The organism is Ihubacter massiliensis (genome assembly GCF_024125305.1).
GTDB classification, from domain to species: Bacteria; Bacillota; Clostridia; order Peptostreptococcales; family Anaerovoracaceae; genus Hominibacterium; species Hominibacterium faecale.
Genome location: NZ_JAMXVH010000001.1, coordinates 2,411,848 through 2,431,197, shown reverse-complemented (window position 1 = coordinate 2,431,197; position 19,350 = coordinate 2,411,848). Strand labels below are relative to the sequence as shown.

General features: G+C 49.0%; 17 protein-coding genes. 15 read left to right on the top strand and 2 right to left on the bottom strand.

What is annotated here, in order from left to right:
* Positions 1 to 8 precede the first annotated feature (8 nt).
* The 5 genes from NIA71_RS19965 to NIA71_RS11350 are packed head-to-tail and all read left to right on the top strand — an operon-like array spanning position 9 to position 4,527.
* Entirely contained in the window at positions 9 to 719 is a 711-nt protein-coding gene (locus NIA71_RS19965; RefSeq protein WP_269478331.1) for an N-acetyltransferase, read from the top strand.
* On the top strand, positions 712 to 1,119 hold the full coding sequence (locus NIA71_RS11365; RefSeq protein ID WP_253020435.1) for a MaoC family dehydratase: 408 nt from the start codon (positions 712 to 714) through the stop codon (positions 1,117 to 1,119). Before NIA71_RS19965 ends, NIA71_RS11365 begins: the two co-directional genes overlap by 8 nt.
* 26 nt (positions 1,120 to 1,145) lie before the next feature.
* Positions 1,146 to 1,928, top strand: a complete 783-nt coding sequence (locus tag NIA71_RS11360; RefSeq protein ID WP_148396079.1) for a hypothetical protein — start codon at positions 1,146 to 1,148, stop codon at positions 1,926 to 1,928.
* Positions 1,929 to 1,953: 25 nt separating this feature from the next.
* On the top strand, positions 1,954 to 3,048 hold the full coding sequence (gene wecB / locus NIA71_RS11355; RefSeq protein WP_253020434.1) for a non-hydrolyzing UDP-N-acetylglucosamine 2-epimerase: 1,095 nt from the start codon (positions 1,954 to 1,956) through the stop codon (positions 3,046 to 3,048).
* A gap of 21 nt (positions 3,049 to 3,069) precedes the next feature.
* Positions 3,070 to 4,527, top strand: coding sequence for an LCP family protein (locus NIA71_RS11350; protein WP_253020433.1), 1,458 nt, complete (start codon positions 3,070 to 3,072; stop codon positions 4,525 to 4,527).
* Positions 4,528 to 5,281: 754 nt separating this feature from the next.
* On the opposite strand, the gene NIA71_RS11345 is transcribed toward NIA71_RS11350, so the two are convergent.
* Both NIA71_RS11345 and NIA71_RS11340 read right to left on the bottom strand, forming a co-directional pair.
* Positions 5,282 to 6,127 (bottom strand): metallophosphoesterase, encoded by an 846-nt coding sequence (locus tag NIA71_RS11345; protein ID WP_148396082.1) that lies wholly within the window; start codon positions 6,125 to 6,127, stop codon positions 5,282 to 5,284.
* A 67-nt stretch (positions 6,128 to 6,194) separates the two neighbouring features.
* Complete coding sequence (locus tag NIA71_RS11340; RefSeq protein WP_253020432.1) at positions 6,195 to 7,007, bottom strand: PAS domain-containing protein; 813 nt, start codon at positions 7,005 to 7,007, stop codon at positions 6,195 to 6,197.
* A gap of 134 nt (positions 7,008 to 7,141) precedes the next feature.
* Between NIA71_RS11340 and NIA71_RS11335 the strand changes: the two genes are divergently transcribed.
* The 10 genes from NIA71_RS11335 (at position 7,142) to NIA71_RS11290 (ending at position 18,622) form a co-directional block, all read left to right on the top strand.
* Positions 7,142 to 8,536, top strand: a complete 1,395-nt coding sequence (locus NIA71_RS11335) for an MFS transporter (RefSeq protein ID WP_148396084.1) — start codon at positions 7,142 to 7,144, stop codon at positions 8,534 to 8,536.
* A 5-nt stretch (positions 8,537 to 8,541) separates the two neighbouring features.
* Positions 8,542 to 9,840 (top strand): Sapep family Mn(2+)-dependent dipeptidase, encoded by a 1,299-nt coding sequence (locus NIA71_RS11330; protein ID WP_253020431.1) that lies wholly within the window; start codon positions 8,542 to 8,544, stop codon positions 9,838 to 9,840.
* Between the two features lie 335 nt (positions 9,841 to 10,175).
* Positions 10,176 to 11,165 (top strand): hypothetical protein, encoded by a 990-nt coding sequence (locus NIA71_RS11325; RefSeq protein WP_148396086.1) that lies wholly within the window; start codon positions 10,176 to 10,178, stop codon positions 11,163 to 11,165.
* Positions 11,166 to 11,175: 10 nt separating this feature from the next.
* A complete protein-coding gene (locus NIA71_RS11320; protein WP_148396087.1) occupies positions 11,176 to 11,400 on the top strand; it encodes a helix-turn-helix domain-containing protein in 225 nt (74 codons plus the stop codon).
* Positions 11,393 to 12,292 (top strand): hypothetical protein, encoded by a 900-nt coding sequence (locus NIA71_RS11315; protein WP_148396088.1) that lies wholly within the window; start codon positions 11,393 to 11,395, stop codon positions 12,290 to 12,292. Before NIA71_RS11320 ends, NIA71_RS11315 begins: the two co-directional genes overlap by 8 nt.
* Before the next feature lie 132 nt (positions 12,293 to 12,424).
* Positions 12,425 to 13,630: a Na+/H+ antiporter NhaA gene (locus NIA71_RS11310; RefSeq protein ID WP_253020430.1), complete on the top strand. Its 1,206-nt coding sequence runs from the start codon at positions 12,425 to 12,427 to the stop codon at positions 13,628 to 13,630.
* A gap of 80 nt (positions 13,631 to 13,710) precedes the next feature.
* Positions 13,711 to 14,391: a response regulator transcription factor gene (locus NIA71_RS11305; RefSeq protein ID WP_148396090.1), complete on the top strand. Its 681-nt coding sequence runs from the start codon at positions 13,711 to 13,713 to the stop codon at positions 14,389 to 14,391.
* A complete protein-coding gene (locus NIA71_RS11300) occupies positions 14,391 to 15,311 on the top strand; it encodes a sensor histidine kinase (RefSeq protein ID WP_253021304.1) in 921 nt (306 codons plus the stop codon). The genes NIA71_RS11305 and NIA71_RS11300 overlap by 1 nt, the downstream gene beginning before the upstream one ends.
* A gap of 94 nt (positions 15,312 to 15,405) precedes the next feature.
* A complete protein-coding gene (locus tag NIA71_RS11295; protein ID WP_148396091.1) occupies positions 15,406 to 16,122 on the top strand; it encodes an ABC transporter ATP-binding protein in 717 nt (238 codons plus the stop codon).
* Positions 16,109 to 18,622: an ABC transporter permease gene (locus NIA71_RS11290; RefSeq protein ID WP_253020429.1), complete on the top strand. Its 2,514-nt coding sequence runs from the start codon at positions 16,109 to 16,111 to the stop codon at positions 18,620 to 18,622. The genes NIA71_RS11295 and NIA71_RS11290 overlap by 14 nt, the downstream gene beginning before the upstream one ends.
* Positions 18,623 to 19,350 lie beyond the last annotated feature (728 nt).

The following is a 19,350-nucleotide window of genomic DNA, read 5'->3' as shown; positions in this document are numbered from 1 at the left end:
AGAGACTAATGCAAAGCAATATGGAAAAGAACGAAGCTGCATATGTTGCGGCAACTGCGCAAATAGGAAAAGACTGCATCATAGGCAAGGATGTAGTGATACACCACAATGTCATACTCTATCCGGGGACAAAGGTTGGCGCCGGGACAGAGATTTTTGACGGCGCCGTGATTGGCAGGCCGCCCAAAGGTGCCGGGAATCTGGTGCATGAACTGGAATCCAACTTCGAACCGGTAGAAATAGGGACAAGCTGCGTAATTGGAAGCAATGCAGTGATATATGCGGCAAACAGACTGGGAAATAATGTACTAATTGGAGACGGAGCGCAGCTAAGAGAGCATGGGGATATTGGTGACAATGCATTGATCGCGCGGCTATGTACAACGAACCATCATGTCATAGTAAAGGAAAATTCCAAAATAATGGATATGACACATATTACCGCTCGGACAGTTGTTGAGGAAGATGTGTTTGTGGGTGTAGGGGTCTGCTCTGCAAACGATAATACTATGAGGATAAAGGGAAGCGAAGTAGGTGAAGCGGCCATCATCACGCTGAAAAAGGGGTGCAAGATAGGGTCAGGAAGCACCCTCTTACCAGGAGTAACCGTTGGCAAGAATGCGGTGGTTGGCGCAGGTGCTGTTGTGACAAAAGATGTGCCAGAGACTTCAACGGTTATGGGAGTCCCTGCAAGAGTAACGGAGCAGGGGCATGGGTGATATCAGGAATTTTCGTGTTGGCGATAAAGCTGCTATTAAACAAAAGGTGACAAAACAGATAATCGAAGATTATGCGGATCTATCTGGAGATAGAAATCCGATTCATATGGATATTAAGTATGCGGAAAAAACGGTTTTTGGTGAAAGAATTGCACACGGCTTGTTTTGCCAAGCTCTCGTTTCCAACGTGATCGGCAATAAGCTGCCTGGAGAGGGGGCGATCTTATTAACAGAACGGATTAATTACAAAAAACCGGTTTATATTGGTGACGAAATCCAATGCGTCTGTGAGATCAAAGAGGTTCGACCAGCAAAAAACCAATGTTTGGTTGCATTTGACTGTATAAACCAATTGGAGGAATGTGTTTTAGATGGAGAAGCATTGGTGCTTTTACTATAATTTGAGAGAGCAGCAGGTAAGTTTTGATGAAAGAATTATTACATAAACTCGAAAAAGCAAGAAAAATTTTAGAAACCAAAAATATGATCTGCATCACGTCGGATTTGGATTGGGCGTCAGAATATGCAGCTCGTAAAGCCTTTGAATACTTTGATGAGAATCAGGTGAAAGTTACGGCATTTGTGACCAACCCCAACCCTGCAGTGGACGAATACGCAGAAAAAGGAACAATCAGGCTGGGCATTCATCCTAACTTTATGCATGGAAGCAGCCAGGGAAGAAGTTATGATGAGGTAATTGATTATTGTTTCAAACTAGTGCCGGAGGCGGACTGCTTCAGGGCGCATCGTTACTATGATGTTAATGACACGATGGACAAGCTTACAAAACGAGGCATTCTTTACGAATCAAATGTATGCACCCTTATGGATATCGTGCCGCCGTTTCTTCATCGCTCAAAAACCATCAGTTTTCCGATCTTTTGGGAGGACGGAGCTTTCTTATATTATTCAAAGGACTTTGACTTTTCCCTTATGAAAAAACAGCTGCTGTCGCCAGGGCTGAAGGTGATCAATATCCATCCGATGCACCTGCTGCTCAATACGCCGTATTTTTCATATACAAGAGAAATTAAAGACAGGCTGACCAGAGCAGAGTGGAATCAGATGGACGAGTCTGCGATACAGAAACTTTCTTATCAGGGGGAAGGTATCGCAGACTATATTGACAAGATTATGGAGACGATATCAGTCAACAACTTAGAGACGGCTTTTTTAGAAGAAATTTACCAATGGATCCTTTCCCTTTAATAAAAAATAAAAAAAGTAGAAAACAATGAAAAAAATAATGTTAATTTTCGGCACGCGCCCAGAGGCGATCAAAATGTGCCCCTTAGTAAACGAGTTAAAAAAAGAAAAAGAATTGGAAACAATCGTCTGCGTCACCGGCCAGCACAGACAGATGCTGGATATGGTACTGGATGCTTTTGAAGTCACGCCGGACTATGATCTTTCCATTATGAAAGAAAAGCAGACCCTTTATGATGTAACGGACAGCGTACTGATGAAGATGAAGGAAGTACTGGAGCTGGCAAAGCCGGATGTGGTTCTTGTCCACGGCGACACCACAACCACCTTCGCAGCAGCTCTATCCTGCTTTTATCAGCAGATTGCGGTGGGACACGTTGAGGCAGGCCTGCGGACCTACAACCTCTACTCTCCCTTCCCGGAGGAATATAACCGGCAGGCAACCGGCATCATTGCCGACTATCACTTTGCCCCGACTCTGGCAGCAAAAGAAAACCTCCTTCGGGAAGGAAAAGATCATTCGCGCATTTATGTTACGGGAAACACAGGCATCGACGCGCTGAAAACAACTGTAAGGAAAGAATACCACCATGAGCTTCTGACATGGGCCCAAGACAGCCGCCTGATCATGCTAACCGCCCACCGGAGAGAAAACCTGGGCGAGCATCTTTACAGCATGTTTCGGGCCATCAAACGGATTGTAGATGAAACGCCGGATGTAAAAGTCATCTATCCGGTACACCTGAATCCGGTCGTGCGAAAAACGGCGCAGGACGTGTTCGGAGACAATGCCAGAATTCGTCTGACGGAACCTATGGAGGTCATTGATTTTCATAACTTTCTGGCGCGCTCCTATATGATTCTGACTGACAGCGGCGGCGTTCAGGAGGAAGCGCCGTCTCTTGGAAAGCCCGTGCTGGTAATGCGGGATACGACAGAGCGGCCGGAAGGTATCGAAGCCGGAACCCTGCGCCTTGTAGGAACAGAGGAAGAAACGATTTACAGGAATTTCAGACAGCTTCTGGACGACAGGGCTGAATATGAGAAAATGAGTCAGGCGAGCAACCCCTATGGGGATGGCAATGCCAGCCGTAGAATCGTAGAGGTGCTGAAATCAATTTAATCAGGAAAAGAGGAACCTACCATGCAAAACGATAACCGAAAACTACATATCCTGCCAAACTCAATCGGACTGCTGATTCTGGAGCTGATTGTTTTAATCGCGGACATCGTATTTCTGACTCTTGTGGCAGTGCTGGACATTCTGCCGATGGCGGCCAATATTGCGATCTTTGCGATTGTGATCATACTGACCGCTTTGATTTTCAAATTGTTAAACAGTAGAAAGGAAGGAACGAAACAGCGAAAGACAGGCGCTGTTTTATCCGTTTTGCTGATTCTGCTTCTTGGTATAGGGTGCTTTTATTTGTTTACCACCTACGCGGTCTTTCACAATATGAGCGATGAGGACAAACAATATGAATCCTTTTATGTAGTGGCGCTGAAGCATGGCGATTATAAAAAACTCAGTGATATTAAGGGGCAGACCGTTTTTACATACGAGAGTAATTCTTCGGTCTATAAGGAAGCGCAGGAAACCTTGAAAAAAGAGGCGGATGTAAATTATAAAGAAGTCGGCGGTTATATGAAGCTGCAGACAACTTTGATTGATGGAAAAGATAAGGAACATGACCGGATCATTTTTCTCAGCAGCAGCAATTATGATATGATCTGTGAATATGCAAAAGAATTTGAAGATAATACTAGAATTATTCATCAGGTTAAAATCGATATCCAGAATAAAGATCTAGCAAAGCGGGTTGGGATAACCAAAGAACCGTTTAACGTTTACATCAGCGGCATTGATACCTATGGAGGAATCGGTAAGGTTTCGCGAAGCGACGTGAATATGATTATGACGGTAAATCCGCAGAAAAAGCAAATTTTGCTTACTTCCATTCCGCGGGATACTTATGTAGCGCTCCATTCTTATGGACAGCTGGATAAGCTGACCCATTCCGGGATTTATGGAATAGATGAAACTGTTTCTACAGTCGAAGACTGGATGGATCTGGACATTAATTACTACATCCGGGTTAACTTTACATCGCTGCAAGATATTGTGGATGCCATCGGTGGAATTGACGTAACCTCACCGCGCGCATTCAAATCCTCCGTATCGGAGTATTCTTATAAGGAGGGAGAGAACCATCTGGACGGCGAAGCGGCTCTTTTCTTTGCTAGAGAAAGAAAGTCTTTTTCCGATGGCGACCAGGAACGGATTAAGAACCAGCAGCGTGTATTAAGCGCAATTTTGGAAAAACTAACAGGTAGCAGCGTGATCTTAACAAAATATACCCAGCTGTTGAATGCGGTTGGAGACGAAATCCAGACCAATCTGACGCAGAAAGATATCTCGTCTCTTGTCAGAATGCAGCTTTCGGATTTGGGGGATTGGAATATTGAAAGCATTTCAATTACTGGAAAAGGAACTTATGATTCGACTTACAGTATGGGAAGCAGACAACTTTATGTTGTGATTCCAGACAACGCATCTGTGAAAGAGGCGCAGGAGCGGATTGAAGCTATTTTGGAAAAATAACCGAATCTAAATCTCAAAGGAACGAAACGGAGAAACCTCTCTAAATTTGATTGAAAAGAGGTTTCTTCATTTTGTCTGCCCCTTGACAGAAGTAACCTTGCGGCCGTTTGCAAGATTCGGGCAATCCGGGGCTGCGGAGAGACACGATCAGAATGAAGCTGCTTTTTTTGGGTATCTGATCGTTTGACGGCTATTTGCCAAGATGCACCGGTTGGCTGCATAGAAGAGGGTCAGATTTCGCAATAAGCGGGCGCGTTTCCGTCTCTTTTCAGAAGGCGGCCGGAAGAAGGTATCGGTATGGAGGACAATTAGAATGAAATCCGACTTTTTACCATCCTGGCCACACCATTTCAGGTCCGGCCAGCGCCGCCAGGCTCTGAGCAAACTGGGGCTTGGAAAAACTATCAAATTTAAAACGTTTTCATAAACATTATGATGGCCGGCGCAGCCTGTGCTGCCCAACGCGGCAAAGCGGTCCTATTTTCACTTTTTTGCTGATTTATATTCGAAATGGCCAAAATCATAATGCTTGTCCATATAAAAATTAAAGATTTTTCCTTCCGGCTGGGAGGGGCCTTATTTGCTTGCTGGATATTACGTGCCTCATCTGGAGAAGTTTGCACTAACTCACTCCAAAATCCTTGACGTCTAGCCAGGGTTCCTCTTTTTTCCCCTTTTTTGACTCCAAAAGTCTAATTTTCTATGGACATTGACAGCTAAAAGGCCGGTTTCGAATAGAAATGGCGAAAATTTTTTATTTTGCCTGTTCTTTTATTATGTCAATGCACACGGGCCCGGCAAGTTCCTCCCGCGCCACATACAGGCTCATATCCTCCCGGGTCCGCATGGACCACTTGACCAAAGTGAGACAGCGCCCAGTAACCTCAATAGAGGTGACGCCGTAAGGGTGGACGCAGCTGCCCGTATTGAAATAAGGCGAATCCTTTGACCCGAGGCGAGGCCTGTGGGTGTGACCCGAAACGAGAAGGCGGCTCCGCTCTTCCGCCCAGAGAGAAAGCTTTTTTTCCGTTTTGTTCTTGCGCTGATTATTTTTGGCAGCGCTGGTGGGATCCAAAACGCCGAAATGCTCCAGCGGTTTCCACAAATAGCGCACCATCAGGCGGGAGAGCCGCCACAGATTGCAGTTGAGAAAATCAGCCTGATGGCCGTGAATCAGATAGAGATCGCCGTCGCCTTCCGAATCCTGGAGGATGAGCCCGGAGTAATGCTCGATTGCCGGAAAGCCGATAGGAGCCGGGTGCTGGTTCACCTTATCGTGATTGCCGTATAAAAAATAAAGCCGCCCCTGCTGATAAAACTGAAAGAGCAGCTCAAAGGTCTGGCTGTGGATTTGGATGATTTGCCGCAGATCGCGGTTTTCCCACAACTCATCACCGTCGCCCAATTCTATGTAGGTATAGCCCTTTCGAAAATAATATTCCAAAGCAGCGTAATAAAGATTCTGGTTTTTGAGAAAATTATCATTGGAAGTGCCGTTTCCCCGATGGCAGTCGCTGACAAGAACATATCTGGTTTCATCGGAAAGGGGCAGATGGGGTACATCGGAAAACGCCCGGTCAAGGCGCGAAAAATAGCTCATACTTCAACCCTCCTATCTGCAGTTTATGCGGAAGGGGAGGAATTGGTCACAAAAAAACGCGCTATAATTATGTGTGTGAAAAGACAGAATGAGCCAGATGGTTTAAAAACGAACGGATTGCCGCCTGCTCCAGAGGCTTTTGCAAAAAGAGATTGATCCCGATTTCCTCTGCGGCGGGGATCGTTTCCTGATCGTCCTCCGAAATCAACAAGATCAGAGGAATTTCACCTCCGGCCGGATGGTCCGAATGGCGAATCTCCTTGGAAAGCTCAAAGCCGTTCATTCCGGTCAGTTTGGAGCCGATAAAAATTGCGCAATATGGATCCTCCTCCGAACCGCTGAACAAGTCCAAAGCCTCCAGCCCGTTGACAGACGTTTCACAGGTTCCGCCCATGGATTCGATCAGATCGGTGAGAATATGGCGATCCCAGGAATCGCCGGCAGCAACGAGGAAATGGCACCCTTCCAACAATGAATGACGAGGCGCTTCGATGGGCGAAAGCACACAGTAAAAATAAAGGCGTCCGCCTTCTTTTTGCTGAACCAGTTCCGCAGATAGATTAGTCCATTTATAAGTTCCGTCTTTGCAGAGGATGCGGCAGTCATAATTAAATAATTTTCCGTCTCGCATGGTAGCGATGATCTGACTGTAAAGGCGATCTACGTAATCAGGGTGAAAAATACTCAGCGAATCATCACAAGTTAAAGCCAAAAGGCCGCCCTTTTCATATCCGAACATGTCGTCGGCAGCCCGGTTGAAATGAAGGAACTTCAATTCGTCGGACAACATGAAAAGGCTGACTCCATAAGTGATTCCATCTAAAAGTTCAGCCGTGTACTGTCTGTTATTTTCAAAATCATGGAAAATATTTTTGTCCATAACGTTTCCTCCACTCACCCTAATCTTAATTATAAAGTGTGGAGCGAACATTGTCAATTTAAGCCAGGATTTGTTATAATTAGAAAATGCAGAAAAACACAGTATATTTATGGGAAAAGGCAGATAATAAGGTTATGAAATACGAAAAAGAACAAAGGACAACAATCTTTGTAGTAATTACTACAGCGTTTATTACAACATTTACCGGCAGCGCGCTCAACTTGTCCATCCCTGATATGGGGCATCATTTCAACGTGAGCGCCAGCTTTGTCGGCTGGCTGGTGACGGCCTATATGCTCACAGTGGCCGCTCTGTCGGTCCCCTTTGGGCGGATCGCTGACCTGACTTGCCGCAAGCGCATTCTGGTGATCGGGATTCTGATTTTCAGCTTGAGCTCCACCGCATCGGTATTCGGCATTTCCATGTGGATGCTGATCGGCCTGCGGATTTTACAGGGGCTGGGCGGCGCCATGATCTTCAGCACCAATACGGCTGTCCTCATCAGCGCTTTTCCGGGAAAGGATCGGGGCAAGGTTCTGGGCTACTCCATCGCTTCAACGTATGTGGGGCTTTCGGCGGGACCTGTGATCGGCGGCTTTCTCAATCACAATTTTGGATGGCGGTCGATCTTCGCCTTGACGGCGGTCATCGGTTTCGTTGTTTTGATCATTGCCTGGAGCAAGCTGCCAAAAGACAGCTGCGAGAGCAAAGGGGCCGACTACGACATTCTGGGAAATCTCCTTTACATCGGAATGATCGTCCTCACCATGTACGGACTATCCGATTTCAAAATGGAACTGCTTCCCATCGCGCTGGTGGCCTGCGGGCTGCTGCTGGGCGTTTTCTTTGTGCGCCATGAACTGAAAATAAAAAACCCGGTCGTGCAGGTGCGGATCTTTAAGAGCAACCTTGCTTACAGCTTTTCAAACCTGGCGGCGCTGCTCAACTACGGAGCGACCTTTGCCATCGGCTATCTCATGTCCATTTACCTGCAGGTGGTCATGGGATACAGCTCGCAGGCTGCCGGATTTATCCTCATTGCCCAGCCGGCCCTGATGGCCATCCTATCGCCCTATACCGGCAGGCTGTCCGACCGCATATCGCCCTTTAAGCTGGCCTCCTTCGGCATGGGTCTGTGCGCCGCCGGCGTGTTGATTTTTGCCTTTGTGGGTATGAATACGCCGCTGTGGGTCATCATCGGAGCGCTGGTCATTACGGGCATCGGCTTTGCTTTCTTTTCGTCGCCCAACACCAATGCGGTCATGGCCTGCGTGGAAGCCAAGGATTACGGGGTAGCGTCGTCCATTCTGGCGACCATGCGCTCTATTGGCCATACTTCCAGCATGGTTATCGTAACCGTGATCGTATCCAGATACATGGGCAGCCAGGCTCTTTCCGATGCACAGCCGGAGCTTCTGATCCGCACCATGCATACTGCTTTTCTAATCTTTGCAGGAATCTGCGCCGCCGGCGTGTTCATATCCCTCAAACGTAAGAGCGGGAAAAAAGAGACTGAGAAAGGAAATTAATATTCATGTTTGAAGCGAAAATACAAGAATATAAAGACGATTTGATCAAAGATTTGCTGGGGTGCGTGGCTATCAACAGCGTGCGTGGAGCGGCAGGACCTGAAGCGCCCTTCGGCCCAGGACCCCGGGAAGCGCTGGAATATACCCTTAATCTGGCGGAATCCATGGGGTTTCGTACCTGCAATCTTGACAATATGATCGGATACGCCGAATATGGGGAGGGCAGTGAAATGATTGGAATTCTCGGCCATCTGGATGTAGTGCCGCTGGGCGGGGGCTGGGATCATGCTCCTTTAGGCGAGCTTTGCGGGGACCGCATTTATGGCCGGGGAACGCTGGATGATAAGGGTCCTATGATCGGCGCGTTGTATGGTCTGAGAGCGATCAAGGAATCCGGTGTTTCTCTGAAGCGCAGAATCCGCCTGATCTTTGGAACCAATGAGGAAAACGGAGATGAGGATGTGGACCGCTATAAAGAAACGGAAGAACTGCCTGTCATGGGCTTTACGCCCGATGCGGATTATCCGGTTATTTTTTCCGAAAAAGGGCTGGCCTGCTTTCGAATCGAATGCCCGCTGGACTCCGGCGTTTTAGCCGCAGCTGATGCGGGAGAGGCAGTAAATCAGGTGCCGGCTCTTGCAAAAGCGAAACTGCGCTTTGCAGATGGAACGGAAAAACAGCTGGAGTCTCGGGGAAAATCGGCCCATGCCAGCACGCCCTGGGAGGGTGAAAACGCCATTGCAAAGTTGATGAAGCAGCTTGCGGATTATCAGCTCCCGGAAGATTTGATGGCATTTGTGGACTTTTTCAATACTTGCGCAGGAAGCCAAACGGATGGCCATGATCTGGGCATCGGCCGGGATGAAGGAAAATTCGGCGCAGTGACAGTCAACGCCGGCCTCCTGAAAGGCGATGAAAGACACATTGCCGTTTCCTTTGACTGCCGCTATCCCTACGGAATGGATTTCAAGGAAGACTTTCAAAAGGTGGAAGAAAAAGCAGCATCCTTTGGCCTTCATGCCAAGCTGGAACGGTTGGAACAGCCGCTGTATGTGCCGGAGGAAAGCGTTTTGGTGCGGACCCTCCAGAGGATTTACCAGGAGCAGACCCAGACTGAGGCCGAGCCCATCGCCATCGGCGGCGGCACCTACGCCAAGACGATGGAAAATATTGTTGCCTTTGGCCCGATTTTTCCGGGACAGGACAATGTGATCCATCAGAAAAACGAATATATATCCATCCCTAATCTGCTGAAAAACACCCGCATCATGGCACAGGCCATGTATGAGCTGGCAAATGCTTGATGAGTGTGGGCCAGGGGCTGGCCCGCTCATCAGGCTCATTGATGCGGGTATAAAAACTGGAAAATTTTTGTTTTCTGTATCTGTTTTCAACACATATAAAGGCTAATTTTCTCAAAACCTGTGAAAATTCATCAAAAGCGCCTTTTCCACTCAAAAATCCACAGTAGCAGCCCTTGCCAGGCTGTAATTTTGATACAAAAAATAAAAAGGATTAGCTTTTTGCAACCCGGCCGCTTATCTGCATCCATAAATCCCAAAAAATTATTGACAAACGATAATATCCGCAGTATATTAAACATATAATTATCGTTTTACAATAATTAAGAGGTGTGTTTATGAATGAAAGAAGTGTAAAAAAACTAACCGCGGCAGCAGCGATCGTTGCTCTGATTGCTGCGCTCCTGCTCATTTACGGGGCAGGGGTCCAAAACGGACTGGAAGCGGTCGCCTGGCCCTTTACCAAAATCGCCGCTGGCCTGAGAACCATCTCTTTATCGGGAGACGCAGGCAACGTGGCGGCAATCGTCCTTTACCTTGTCATCTGCCTGATCCCATGCGGATTTCTGGTGCGCCGCTGCATAAAAAAGCGGGCATCTGCTGCCGACATTCTGCTGGCCTTCATGAGCATATGGCTGCTGTTCCTGCTCTATATGATGATCAACCCAGGGCGAATGACCCTGCTGTTTTCCATCCCGGAAAGCATCATGCAGACAGCCGGCAGCGTCACCCTATCCCTTTTGCTTTACAGTTTCCTCATCGGCTATCTGGCCCTGCGGCTCATGCACAAAATAGAGAGCAGGCAGTCCGAAAGTCTGATGAAATGGATGAGCGGGATTCTGACGGCATTGGCGGTCTTTTACACGTTTCTCGCCGTATACGGAGCCGTCTTTGCCTGTCTGGCCCAGTCCGCCGGGGCAAACGCAGCTTACGGATATGAGGGACTGGACATGGGCGGGCAAGCCATATCTGAAGCATTGGCCATCGGCCTTTCCGCGCTGCGATTGATTCCGGTCCTGTTTATCCTCAAAACAATATTTGCCGCAGTGGCGATCCTGGACAGCATGAGCGGTGAGCCCTACAGTGAAGCCATCGTGGAAAACACCAGGCGGCTGTCGCAAAACGCCAGAAATACGGTCATCGCATCCGTGATCTGCGGCCTTTTTCTCGGAGCAGTCCAGCTGCTGGCGGGAACCTGGATCAGCAAAGTGGAAATCACCATCGACTTTCCCTTCCTGCCCATGATCCTGGCGCTGGCGGCTATGATCCTGGCAAGATACATGCAGGAACACAATGCTTTGTACGAAGACAAACAATCCATCATTTAAGGAGTCAGAAATGGCGATACAGATCCATCTGGATGAAGTTTTGAAACGGAATAAAATGACCTCCAAGCAGCTTGCGCGGCAGATCGGCATCACAGAAGCCAACCTGTCCATTTTGCGCAGCGGCAAGGCAAAGGGGGTGCGTTTTGAAACGCTGAATAAAATCTGCTGCTATTTAAAGTGTGATGTGGGGGAAATCCTCAGCTGTGACGGAAGACTGGAGGAAGAAAATGAATAAAAGAAGGATAAAGGCAGCTCTGCTGCTGACGCTGCTCCTGGCCGCAGGGACGCTCTGCGGATGCAGCCTGGCCGACGAAACCATGCAGGCGGACAGCGCAGATGATCATGCCTGTGGGGTTTATGTGATCCGCCGGTCCCAGCAGGAAGCGCTGGACAAAAAACGGTACAATGAACAAGGAGATTTCATCAAAAATTACGCGCAGATGAAAAATACCGGAGACGGCACCTTGTTCAATTTTGAGGGAGTGGACGGTGAATATCTGCTGGTTCAGCAGGCGGACGGCGCCGCAAGCGTAACTAAAAGCGAGGCCATGGCGGACAGCGGGCTTCGGGTGGAAGGAAATGAACAAACGGGAGCGGAAAACCTGGAAGAACAAAAAAATGTCGTCTGCGGAACGGTCCATTTTGTAAGGGGATCTGAAAGTGAATTCCTCTGCTGTTTTATCCGCAAAGACAAGAAAGGCTATTACCTGGGAGAGCAGGCTACCGCAGGGATCGACGCAGTTTTAGGAGGCAGCCTCGGCGGGGAAGCTTCCTGGACTGTAACCGAAAACAACAGCCGCATTACCAAAACTTTTGCCTACGAGGTGAATTTTGAGGAAGAAGATCCTGTCCTCAGCGTGGCTGCAAAGGAGATGGACGGCCGTGACCAGGTGGTGAAAACCACAGAAATTCAGTTTAAAGACGATGGGTATCATCTCAAGCTAAAGCCTCAGACCCAGTATGTGATCGTAGAAGAGACAGCCAAAGACCAAAAAGGCAAGGAGATTAAGAAACGCAGCATTTATGATTGGAGCAAGAGCGAGGATGGAGAGGAACTCACCCATTACAGCTACGTTTCCCATAAGTCAGGCATCCTCAAGCCCCAGGAACTCATCTTCACCAAATAGGGCTGCCGGGAAAAAAGATTAAATTCTGAATAATCCGATATTGACAATGACCAATATTTTCTTGTACAATGTATACAATTAACTGTTGCTTTAATGTGAGAAAGTGTAAGCGGGGAGGTAATACATTTAAAGATGCGAGAAAAACTGAACAACATATGCAGGGAATTTTCAATTCCATTGATCTTGGGTGTGGCGTGCGCGATGCTTTGCGCCAACCTGTTTCCAAATCTATACCACCATGTGATTCATGAGCCGCTGTGGGGAGATACCGTTAGTCTCCATTGGCTGGTAAATGATATCTTCATGGTGTTTTTCTTTGCCATCGCGGGAGTGGAAATCGTCAACAGCCTGTCCAAAGGCGGTTCGCTCAATCCACTGAAAAAAGCCGTCGCTCCCTTGATGGCCACGGCGGGAGGCGTGCTGTTTCCGGCGGCAGTCTTTCTGCTGATCAACTGGGCGGCCGGCGACACCGCTTACGCTTCGGGATGGGGAATCTGCACGGCTACGGATATTGCCCTGGCATGGCTGGCAGCCAGAGTAATTTTCGGCAAGCTTCATCCTGCCGTCAACTTTCTGCTGCTCCTGGCAGTAGCCGACGATGCCATCGGCCTGGTCATTATCGCCATTTTTTACCCCGAACCGGGCAGCTCCGTTCAGCCTTTGTGGCTGGTGCTGGTATTGGCGGCAATGGCCCTTGCTCTGGGGCTTCGAAAGCTGCGCGTCCGTTACTTCGAACCATATGTTCTCCTTTGCGGAACCATCAGCTGGCTGGGAATGTACCAATCGGGCCTTCACCCGGCTCTGGCACTTGTGTTCATTATTCCCTTTCTTCCCAAATCAGGAACCAGCGTACATCAAAATGATGAACATGGCCCGGACCATACCCAGGGAAAATCCGCCCTTCATACCTTTGAACAAAGGATCGGCACCATGGTCGACTATGGTCTGTTTTTCTTTGGCTTTACCAACGCAGGGGTAGAACTGGGAAGCTTGTCATCTTTAAGCCTGATTATTTTCCTCGCATTTCTCGTAGGCAAGAGCGGAGGCGTAATGCTGTTCACCTGGCTGGCTGTAAAATTAAAGGCTGCCCTGCCGGAAGGCATGAGCTTTAAAGATGTGGCCGTAGTGGGCTTTATCAGCGGCATCGGCCTGACCGTGGCCCTGTTCGTCTCAGAAAATGCCTTTATGGATTCAAAGCTGACGGATGCGGCCAAGATGGGGTCCCTTTTGAGCCTTTTGACCGCGATTCCGGCAGCGATTGTCGCCAGAATCTGCAAGGTAGGGCGATGGCAAAGAGAACCCGGCCGGAGCCTGGAAAGGCTGTGCGGAGAATCATGAAAGGGGAGGTTCACAAACCTCCTTTTTTTTGTTAGTATAGGGGCATATGCGTTATGAGCAAAAAAGGATGGCGAGAACCTATGAAAAAAATATTACTAATTGAAGACGACCAGGCGCTGAACGCAGGGCTGACCTATGACCTGGAGGCGGAAAATTACCGGGTCTATTCGGCTTATTCGCTGGCGGAAGGAATGGAGCTTTTAGACAAAAATCAAGTGGATCTGATTCTCCTGGATGTGAACCTGCCCGACGGGGAGGGTTATGATCTGTGCAGGGGCGTGAAAGCGCAGATGGGTACACCGGTCATTTTTCTCACTGCCCGCGACTTGGATGAGGACGAGCTGAAAGGCTTTGACTGCGGCGCCGATGATTATATTACAAAACCCTTTAACATGGAGGTTTTACACAAGCGGATCCAGGTCGCTTTGCGAAAACATGCGCCCAAGGCCCAGAATACCCGATACAGCGACGGCTATTTGATGATTGATTTCGGAAAGATGGTTTTAAAAAAGGAAGGACGGATTTTATCCCTCACGCCCACGGAATTTAAAATACTGAATCTTTTAATCGCAAGCAAAGACAGGGTTTTGACCAAACAGTTGCTGCTGGAAAAGATTTGGGACAGCGAAGGCAATTTTGTCGATGAACATGTGGTGGCGGTGAACATCAACCGGCTGCGGAAAAAGATCGAAGATGAGAACCATTCCTATATCAAAACCTTGTACGGCATGGGATATCAATGGACAGGAGGCGGCTTTTGATGGAACGGATCCTATTGGCTGCTGGTATCCTTCTTTTGCTGATCAACATTGGCATCGTCATCTGGATGCGTCGAAAGCTTGTCACATATACGTCCCGGATCATGGAGAGCCTGGAAGGGATGATCACAGGGAAAAAAGACCTGTTTTTAGAAGAAGAAACCGATACCTTAATGTCCAAGATTCAGGTGAAAATGCGGCAGCTTTACGAAATTTTTGAAATGCGTGCACAGCAGCTTCACCAGGAGAAAAGCGAGCTGCAGGAAATCGTTTCCGACATCTCACATCAGGTGAAAACCCCCATATCCAACATTCGTATGTATCATCAGATTTTGATGAGCCGGGAAATGCCGGAAGCAAAACGAACCGAATTCCTCCAGGCAGCCGACTCCCAGGTGGAAAAACTGGATTCCCTGATGCAGAGCATGATCAAGCTTTCCCGGCTGGAAACGGGGCTGATCGATGTTTCGCCAAAACCTTCCTCCATCTACCCGATGATTCAGCAGGCGGTCTGCGATATTGCCCTCAAGGCCGAGGCAAAGAAGATCAATATCACAGTGAATTGCAGCGAAGAGATCCGGGCGCTCTGCGACAGCAAATGGACCCTGGAGGCGGTTTTCAATCTTCTGGACAACGGGGTCAAATACAGCCGGGAAGGCGGGCATATTCACATCGATGTTTCAGAAACCGATTTCTTTGTGAAGATCGCAGTCAGAGATGACGGGAAGGGTATTGAGCCGGACCATTTCAATCAGATCTTCCAGCGTTTTTACCGGGAGAACGATGTTCGCCAGATCGAAGGGGTGGGCCTGGGCCTGTTTTTGACCAGGAAGATCATAGAAAGCCAGAGAGGCTTTCTGGACGTAACCTCTGTTGTTGGAGAAGGTTCCGTCTTTTCCATACATTTGCCCTGCCTGGCATGATGGAAAGATTATCACAAACCTGTAACAATGTTGAGAAGTGTTTGTGATAATCTTTTTGTATACTACAGGTATTAAAATAAAGAGAGGTATCACAATGAGCTGTATTTTACAGGCAAAGAATTTAAAAAAATATTATGGAAAAGAACCCAACCTTACAAAAGCACTGGACGGTGTCAGCTTGGATATTGAACAGGGCGAATTCGCCGCCATCGTCGGGACTTCGGGTTCGGGAAAATCCACGTTGCTCAATATGCTGGGCGGTCTGGACACGCCCACCTCAGGCAGCGTTTCCATTCGCGGCAAAGAAATCGAACATATGAACGACGAACAGCTGACCGTATTCCGCCGCCGTAATATCGGTTTTATCTTTCAGGACTACAATTTGGTTCCTGTTCTCAATGTATATCAAAACATCATCCTTCCCATTGAGCTGGACGGCAATCCGGTGGATCGGGATCATATCGATCAGATCATCCGTTTGCTTCATTTGGAAGAAAAACTTTCCAACCTGCCCAGCAATTTGTCCGGCGGGCAGCAGCAGAGAGTGGCCATTGCCAGAGCTTTAGCCAGCAAACCGGCTATCATTCTCGCCGACGAACCGACGGGCAATCTGGATTCTAAGACCAGTCAGGATGTGCTGCGCCTGATGAAGCTTTCGTGCAAACAGTTTCACCAGACTTTGGTTATGATCACCCACAATCCTGAAATCGCGCTGATGGCAGATCGCATGATCCGCATTGAGGACGGACGGATCGCCGGAAGGACGCAGCCTGGTAAAAAACTGGGAGGTGGGGAAGATGCTGCAAAATAATAATAAGCGGTTTATTAAGACCCTTTCCCAAAGCTGCCTCAAGGCCAGCCGCTCGCGGAATATCATCGCTGTCATCGCCATTATTCTTACGACCATGCTCTTTACTTCCGTGGCGACTGTGCTCCAGGGCAGCATGTACTGCTATAAACAACAGACCATCCGCCAATCGGGAAGCCAGGCCATGGTTTCTCTCAAGTACATGCCCCAGAAAAAAGCAGAGCAGATCATGGAAAATCCCGCTTTTAAAGATGTGGGCGCCATGCGCTTTGTAGGGACCGGAACCGATCCCAGACTGACCCGTATGGCGGTGAACGTGTCCCAGATCGACGAAATCCTTTATAAAATGAATTTTATGGAGCTGAAAGAGGGAAAACTCCCCCAAACCGCTGATCAGGTGGTCTTGGATACGGTGACCATGGATTTGCTCAAGCTTCCCCATGAGACAGGCGTTTCCTTTGATCTTCATTATGAAGTGAATGGAAAAGAAAAGGTGAAGCAGGTCCAGGTAAGCGGGTTCTGGGAGGGAGAAAAAAACGCTTCCATGACTTACATCGGTGTATCCAAGTCGTTTGCTGATTCAGCCCTTTCAGGTGTTTCCAACCCCAGGCCCGGCGAAGCCAAAGCAGGCGCCCTGGTGATCATGGGCACCCTCAAGGATGATACACATATTCAGGAGCAGCTGGACAGCATCGTCCAAAGCGCCGGATACGATCCGGCAGCAGAGGTGGGCGAAGCTGACTTCATAAAAGCTAACGTCAATCCGGCTTACGAGCGGGTGGACACTGTGGACCCCGGGCTTGTGGCAGGCGTGATCGGAGCCGCGATTCTCATTCTGCTGGCCGGCTACCTGATTATCTACAATATTTTTCAGATTTCGGTGCTCAAGGACATCCGTCTCTACGGGCAGCTGAAAACCATCGGCGCTTCGCCCAAACAGCTGGCGTATATCGTAAAGCGGCAGGGTATAAAGCTGTCGATCATCGGTATACCGGCGGGTCTGATTTTTGGATGGCTGCTGGGAAACGGGCTGCTGCCTCTGATCATGCAGACACTGGACGGCAAGACCGCTTATTTTGTGCCTCCCAATATCTGGGTCATGGTGATTTCCGGGCTATTTGCGCTGTTTACCGTATGGATCAGCTGTCAGCGTCCCGGCCGTACAGCCGCAAAGATTTCTCCCATCGAAGCGCTCCGGTATAGCGGACAGAAGGAGAGCAAAAAGACGGTCAAGAGCGGGAAAGAATCGCGCATGCGCATCGCCCAGATGGCGATTGCCAATCTGACAGGCAGCAAAGGAAAGACAGCTCTGGTGGTTCTGTCCATCGCTCTCAGTATCGTGATTTTTAACAGCGTGCTCAACTTTACCGGCAGCTTTGATCAAAATACCTTCGTCAAAGGCCGGGTGGCAGCGGATTTTGCGGCAAGCAGTTCCGATTCCGGGCGAGGAGATGAATCAAACTATATGCTTTCTCAGGACTTTGTCCGCTTTATTCAAACACAGCCTCAGGTAAAGGACTTGTCCAACGTCTATTATTACCATGATACCAGTGGAAATATCGAGGAAACCGCCTCTGTGAAAACCAGGAACGGCAAACCTTATGAAGATGATAACGATTCGGGCGGAAAACAGGTCTATGGCTTTGATGAGAATGCCTTGAAACGCTGCAAAGTCTTTGACGGCAAACTTGATTTGGAGAAATTTGCTTCCGGAAAATATGTGCTGGAAATTGGGTATCTGGATGATAAAGGGCAGGAAGCGGATATGGACGGCTTTACCCTTCACCCTGGAGACCGGATCAGCGTTGATTTTCACGGAAAGCAGCGGGAATATGAGGTGATGGCCTGCGTTGCGGTCCAGTACTCCATGCTCTATGACGCCAGCTATGGCGACTACGCAGGTCTGCTGCTTACGGCTGAGCAGTTCCAGTCCCTTTATCCGGAAGCAAACCGGCCCATTCGCTGCATCTTTGATGCCCAGGAGGGCAAATTCGGTGCGCTGAAAGAAGCCATTGAGGGCTATCAGGATCGGCCGGGCGCCAATATCCGGGTCATTTCCAGAGAAAGCGTGGACAAGGACTTTAAGGAGCTCAAGCAAACCTTCAGTATGAGCGGCGCAGTGATTGCCGGCATCTTTGGGATCATCGGAATCCTCAACCTGCTCAATGTGATTTTGACCGGCGCCATTGCAAGGCAGAGGGAATTCGCAGTGATGCAAAGCATCGGCATGACCAGAAAACAGCTGCGAAAACTCTTTGTACTGGAAGGGCTGTTCTACGCCGCCGCTGCCGTGATCGCAGGAATCCTGCTCAGCGCTGCTGTCTCTGCGACCATTGTAAAAGGGATGACTGCCGGGTGGTGGTTCGCGTCTTACCATATGACGCTGCTTCCCGCCTGCGGGCTGGTGCCGGTGTATCTGCTGGCTGCGGTTGCCATCTCGGCCTTTGTGGACCGTATGTGGAATAAGGACAGCGTGGTGGAGCGCCTCAGGCGCAGCAAGTAAGTGTGTGTTGGTTTAACGTTTGTTTTTTATGGGTCGGCTCCGGGGGTGGGGCCGGCTCGCTAGATCTGGGGGCCGGGTCTGGGCCCCTCAAATCGAAAAAAGGCCAGATTGTGGAAAACTTTTAAAAACTTTGCATTTTTTACGCAAAGCTGCAGGGTTACGGGGCACGATCCCGGCAACTTGGCGGCCCTTGGGGGCCCATTGCGGATTTGAAAGCGCCCGGTCGTTGAAAGTTGCGTAAAAAGCGAAATTTTGTTTTAGTTTTTCCCGAAGCACCCCATATCGTATCTCCAAGCCGCAGCAGCTTGACGGTCCGGCCAAACCCCTGCATCCCCTCTTGACAATCCGGGAACTAAGGTGGTAAAATAACTGTATATCAATACGAAACCGAGGACGAGGGAGTAAAGCTGAGAAACGGTTTTACAGCGAGCCCGGGGCGGTGCAAGCCGGGCAGACGACAGTTTCAGCAGAATGGGCCTCCGAGGGCGAAGTGAACAGCCGCAGCATTAAGCGGCCCGCCAAAGCAGTAAACAGCGATCGCGAAATGAAACGACAAAGCGACCGGTCAGCCAGGCGGGACGGTAAAATGCAGACAGGCCAAGTAGCCGAGACGCGAAGCCGGCGTAACGGGCAAAGAGTGTGATGGCACTCTGCAGAGAGGATGCGCAGGCATCAAACAAGGTGGTACCGCAGGTTATAAGACACTTGTCCTTGTATGGGACGGGTGT

Coding starts and splice junctions, on each gene's coding strand:
- NIA71_RS19965 (WP_269478331.1), top strand. CDS start 9: ATGCAAAGCAATATGGAAAAGAACGAAGCTGCATATGTTGCGGCAACT.
- NIA71_RS11365 (WP_253020435.1), top strand. CDS start 712: ATGGGTGATATCAGGAATTTTCGTGTTGGCGATAAAGCTGCTATTAAA.
- NIA71_RS11360 (WP_148396079.1), top strand. CDS start 1,146: ATGAAAGAATTATTACATAAACTCGAAAAAGCAAGAAAAATTTTAGAA.
- wecB (WP_253020434.1), top strand. CDS start 1,954: ATGAAAAAAATAATGTTAATTTTCGGCACGCGCCCAGAGGCGATCAAA.
- NIA71_RS11350 (WP_253020433.1), top strand. CDS start 3,070: ATGCAAAACGATAACCGAAAACTACATATCCTGCCAAACTCAATCGGA.
- NIA71_RS11345 (WP_148396082.1), bottom strand. CDS start 6,127: ATGAGCTATTTTTCGCGCCTTGACCGGGCGTTTTCCGATGTACCCCAT.
- NIA71_RS11340 (WP_253020432.1), bottom strand. CDS start 7,007: ATGGACAAAAATATTTTCCATGATTTTGAAAATAACAGACAGTACACG.
- NIA71_RS11335 (WP_148396084.1), top strand. CDS start 7,142: ATGAAATACGAAAAAGAACAAAGGACAACAATCTTTGTAGTAATTACT.
- NIA71_RS11330 (WP_253020431.1), top strand. CDS start 8,542: ATGTTTGAAGCGAAAATACAAGAATATAAAGACGATTTGATCAAAGAT.
- NIA71_RS11325 (WP_148396086.1), top strand. CDS start 10,176: ATGAATGAAAGAAGTGTAAAAAAACTAACCGCGGCAGCAGCGATCGTT.
- NIA71_RS11320 (WP_148396087.1), top strand. CDS start 11,176: ATGGCGATACAGATCCATCTGGATGAAGTTTTGAAACGGAATAAAATG.
- NIA71_RS11315 (WP_148396088.1), top strand. CDS start 11,393: ATGAATAAAAGAAGGATAAAGGCAGCTCTGCTGCTGACGCTGCTCCTG.
- NIA71_RS11310 (WP_253020430.1), top strand. CDS start 12,425: ATGCGAGAAAAACTGAACAACATATGCAGGGAATTTTCAATTCCATTG.
- NIA71_RS11305 (WP_148396090.1), top strand. CDS start 13,711: ATGAAAAAAATATTACTAATTGAAGACGACCAGGCGCTGAACGCAGGG.
- NIA71_RS11300 (WP_253021304.1), top strand. CDS start 14,391: ATGGAACGGATCCTATTGGCTGCTGGTATCCTTCTTTTGCTGATCAAC.
- NIA71_RS11295 (WP_148396091.1), top strand. CDS start 15,406: ATGAGCTGTATTTTACAGGCAAAGAATTTAAAAAAATATTATGGAAAA.
- NIA71_RS11290 (WP_253020429.1), top strand. CDS start 16,109: ATGCTGCAAAATAATAATAAGCGGTTTATTAAGACCCTTTCCCAAAGC.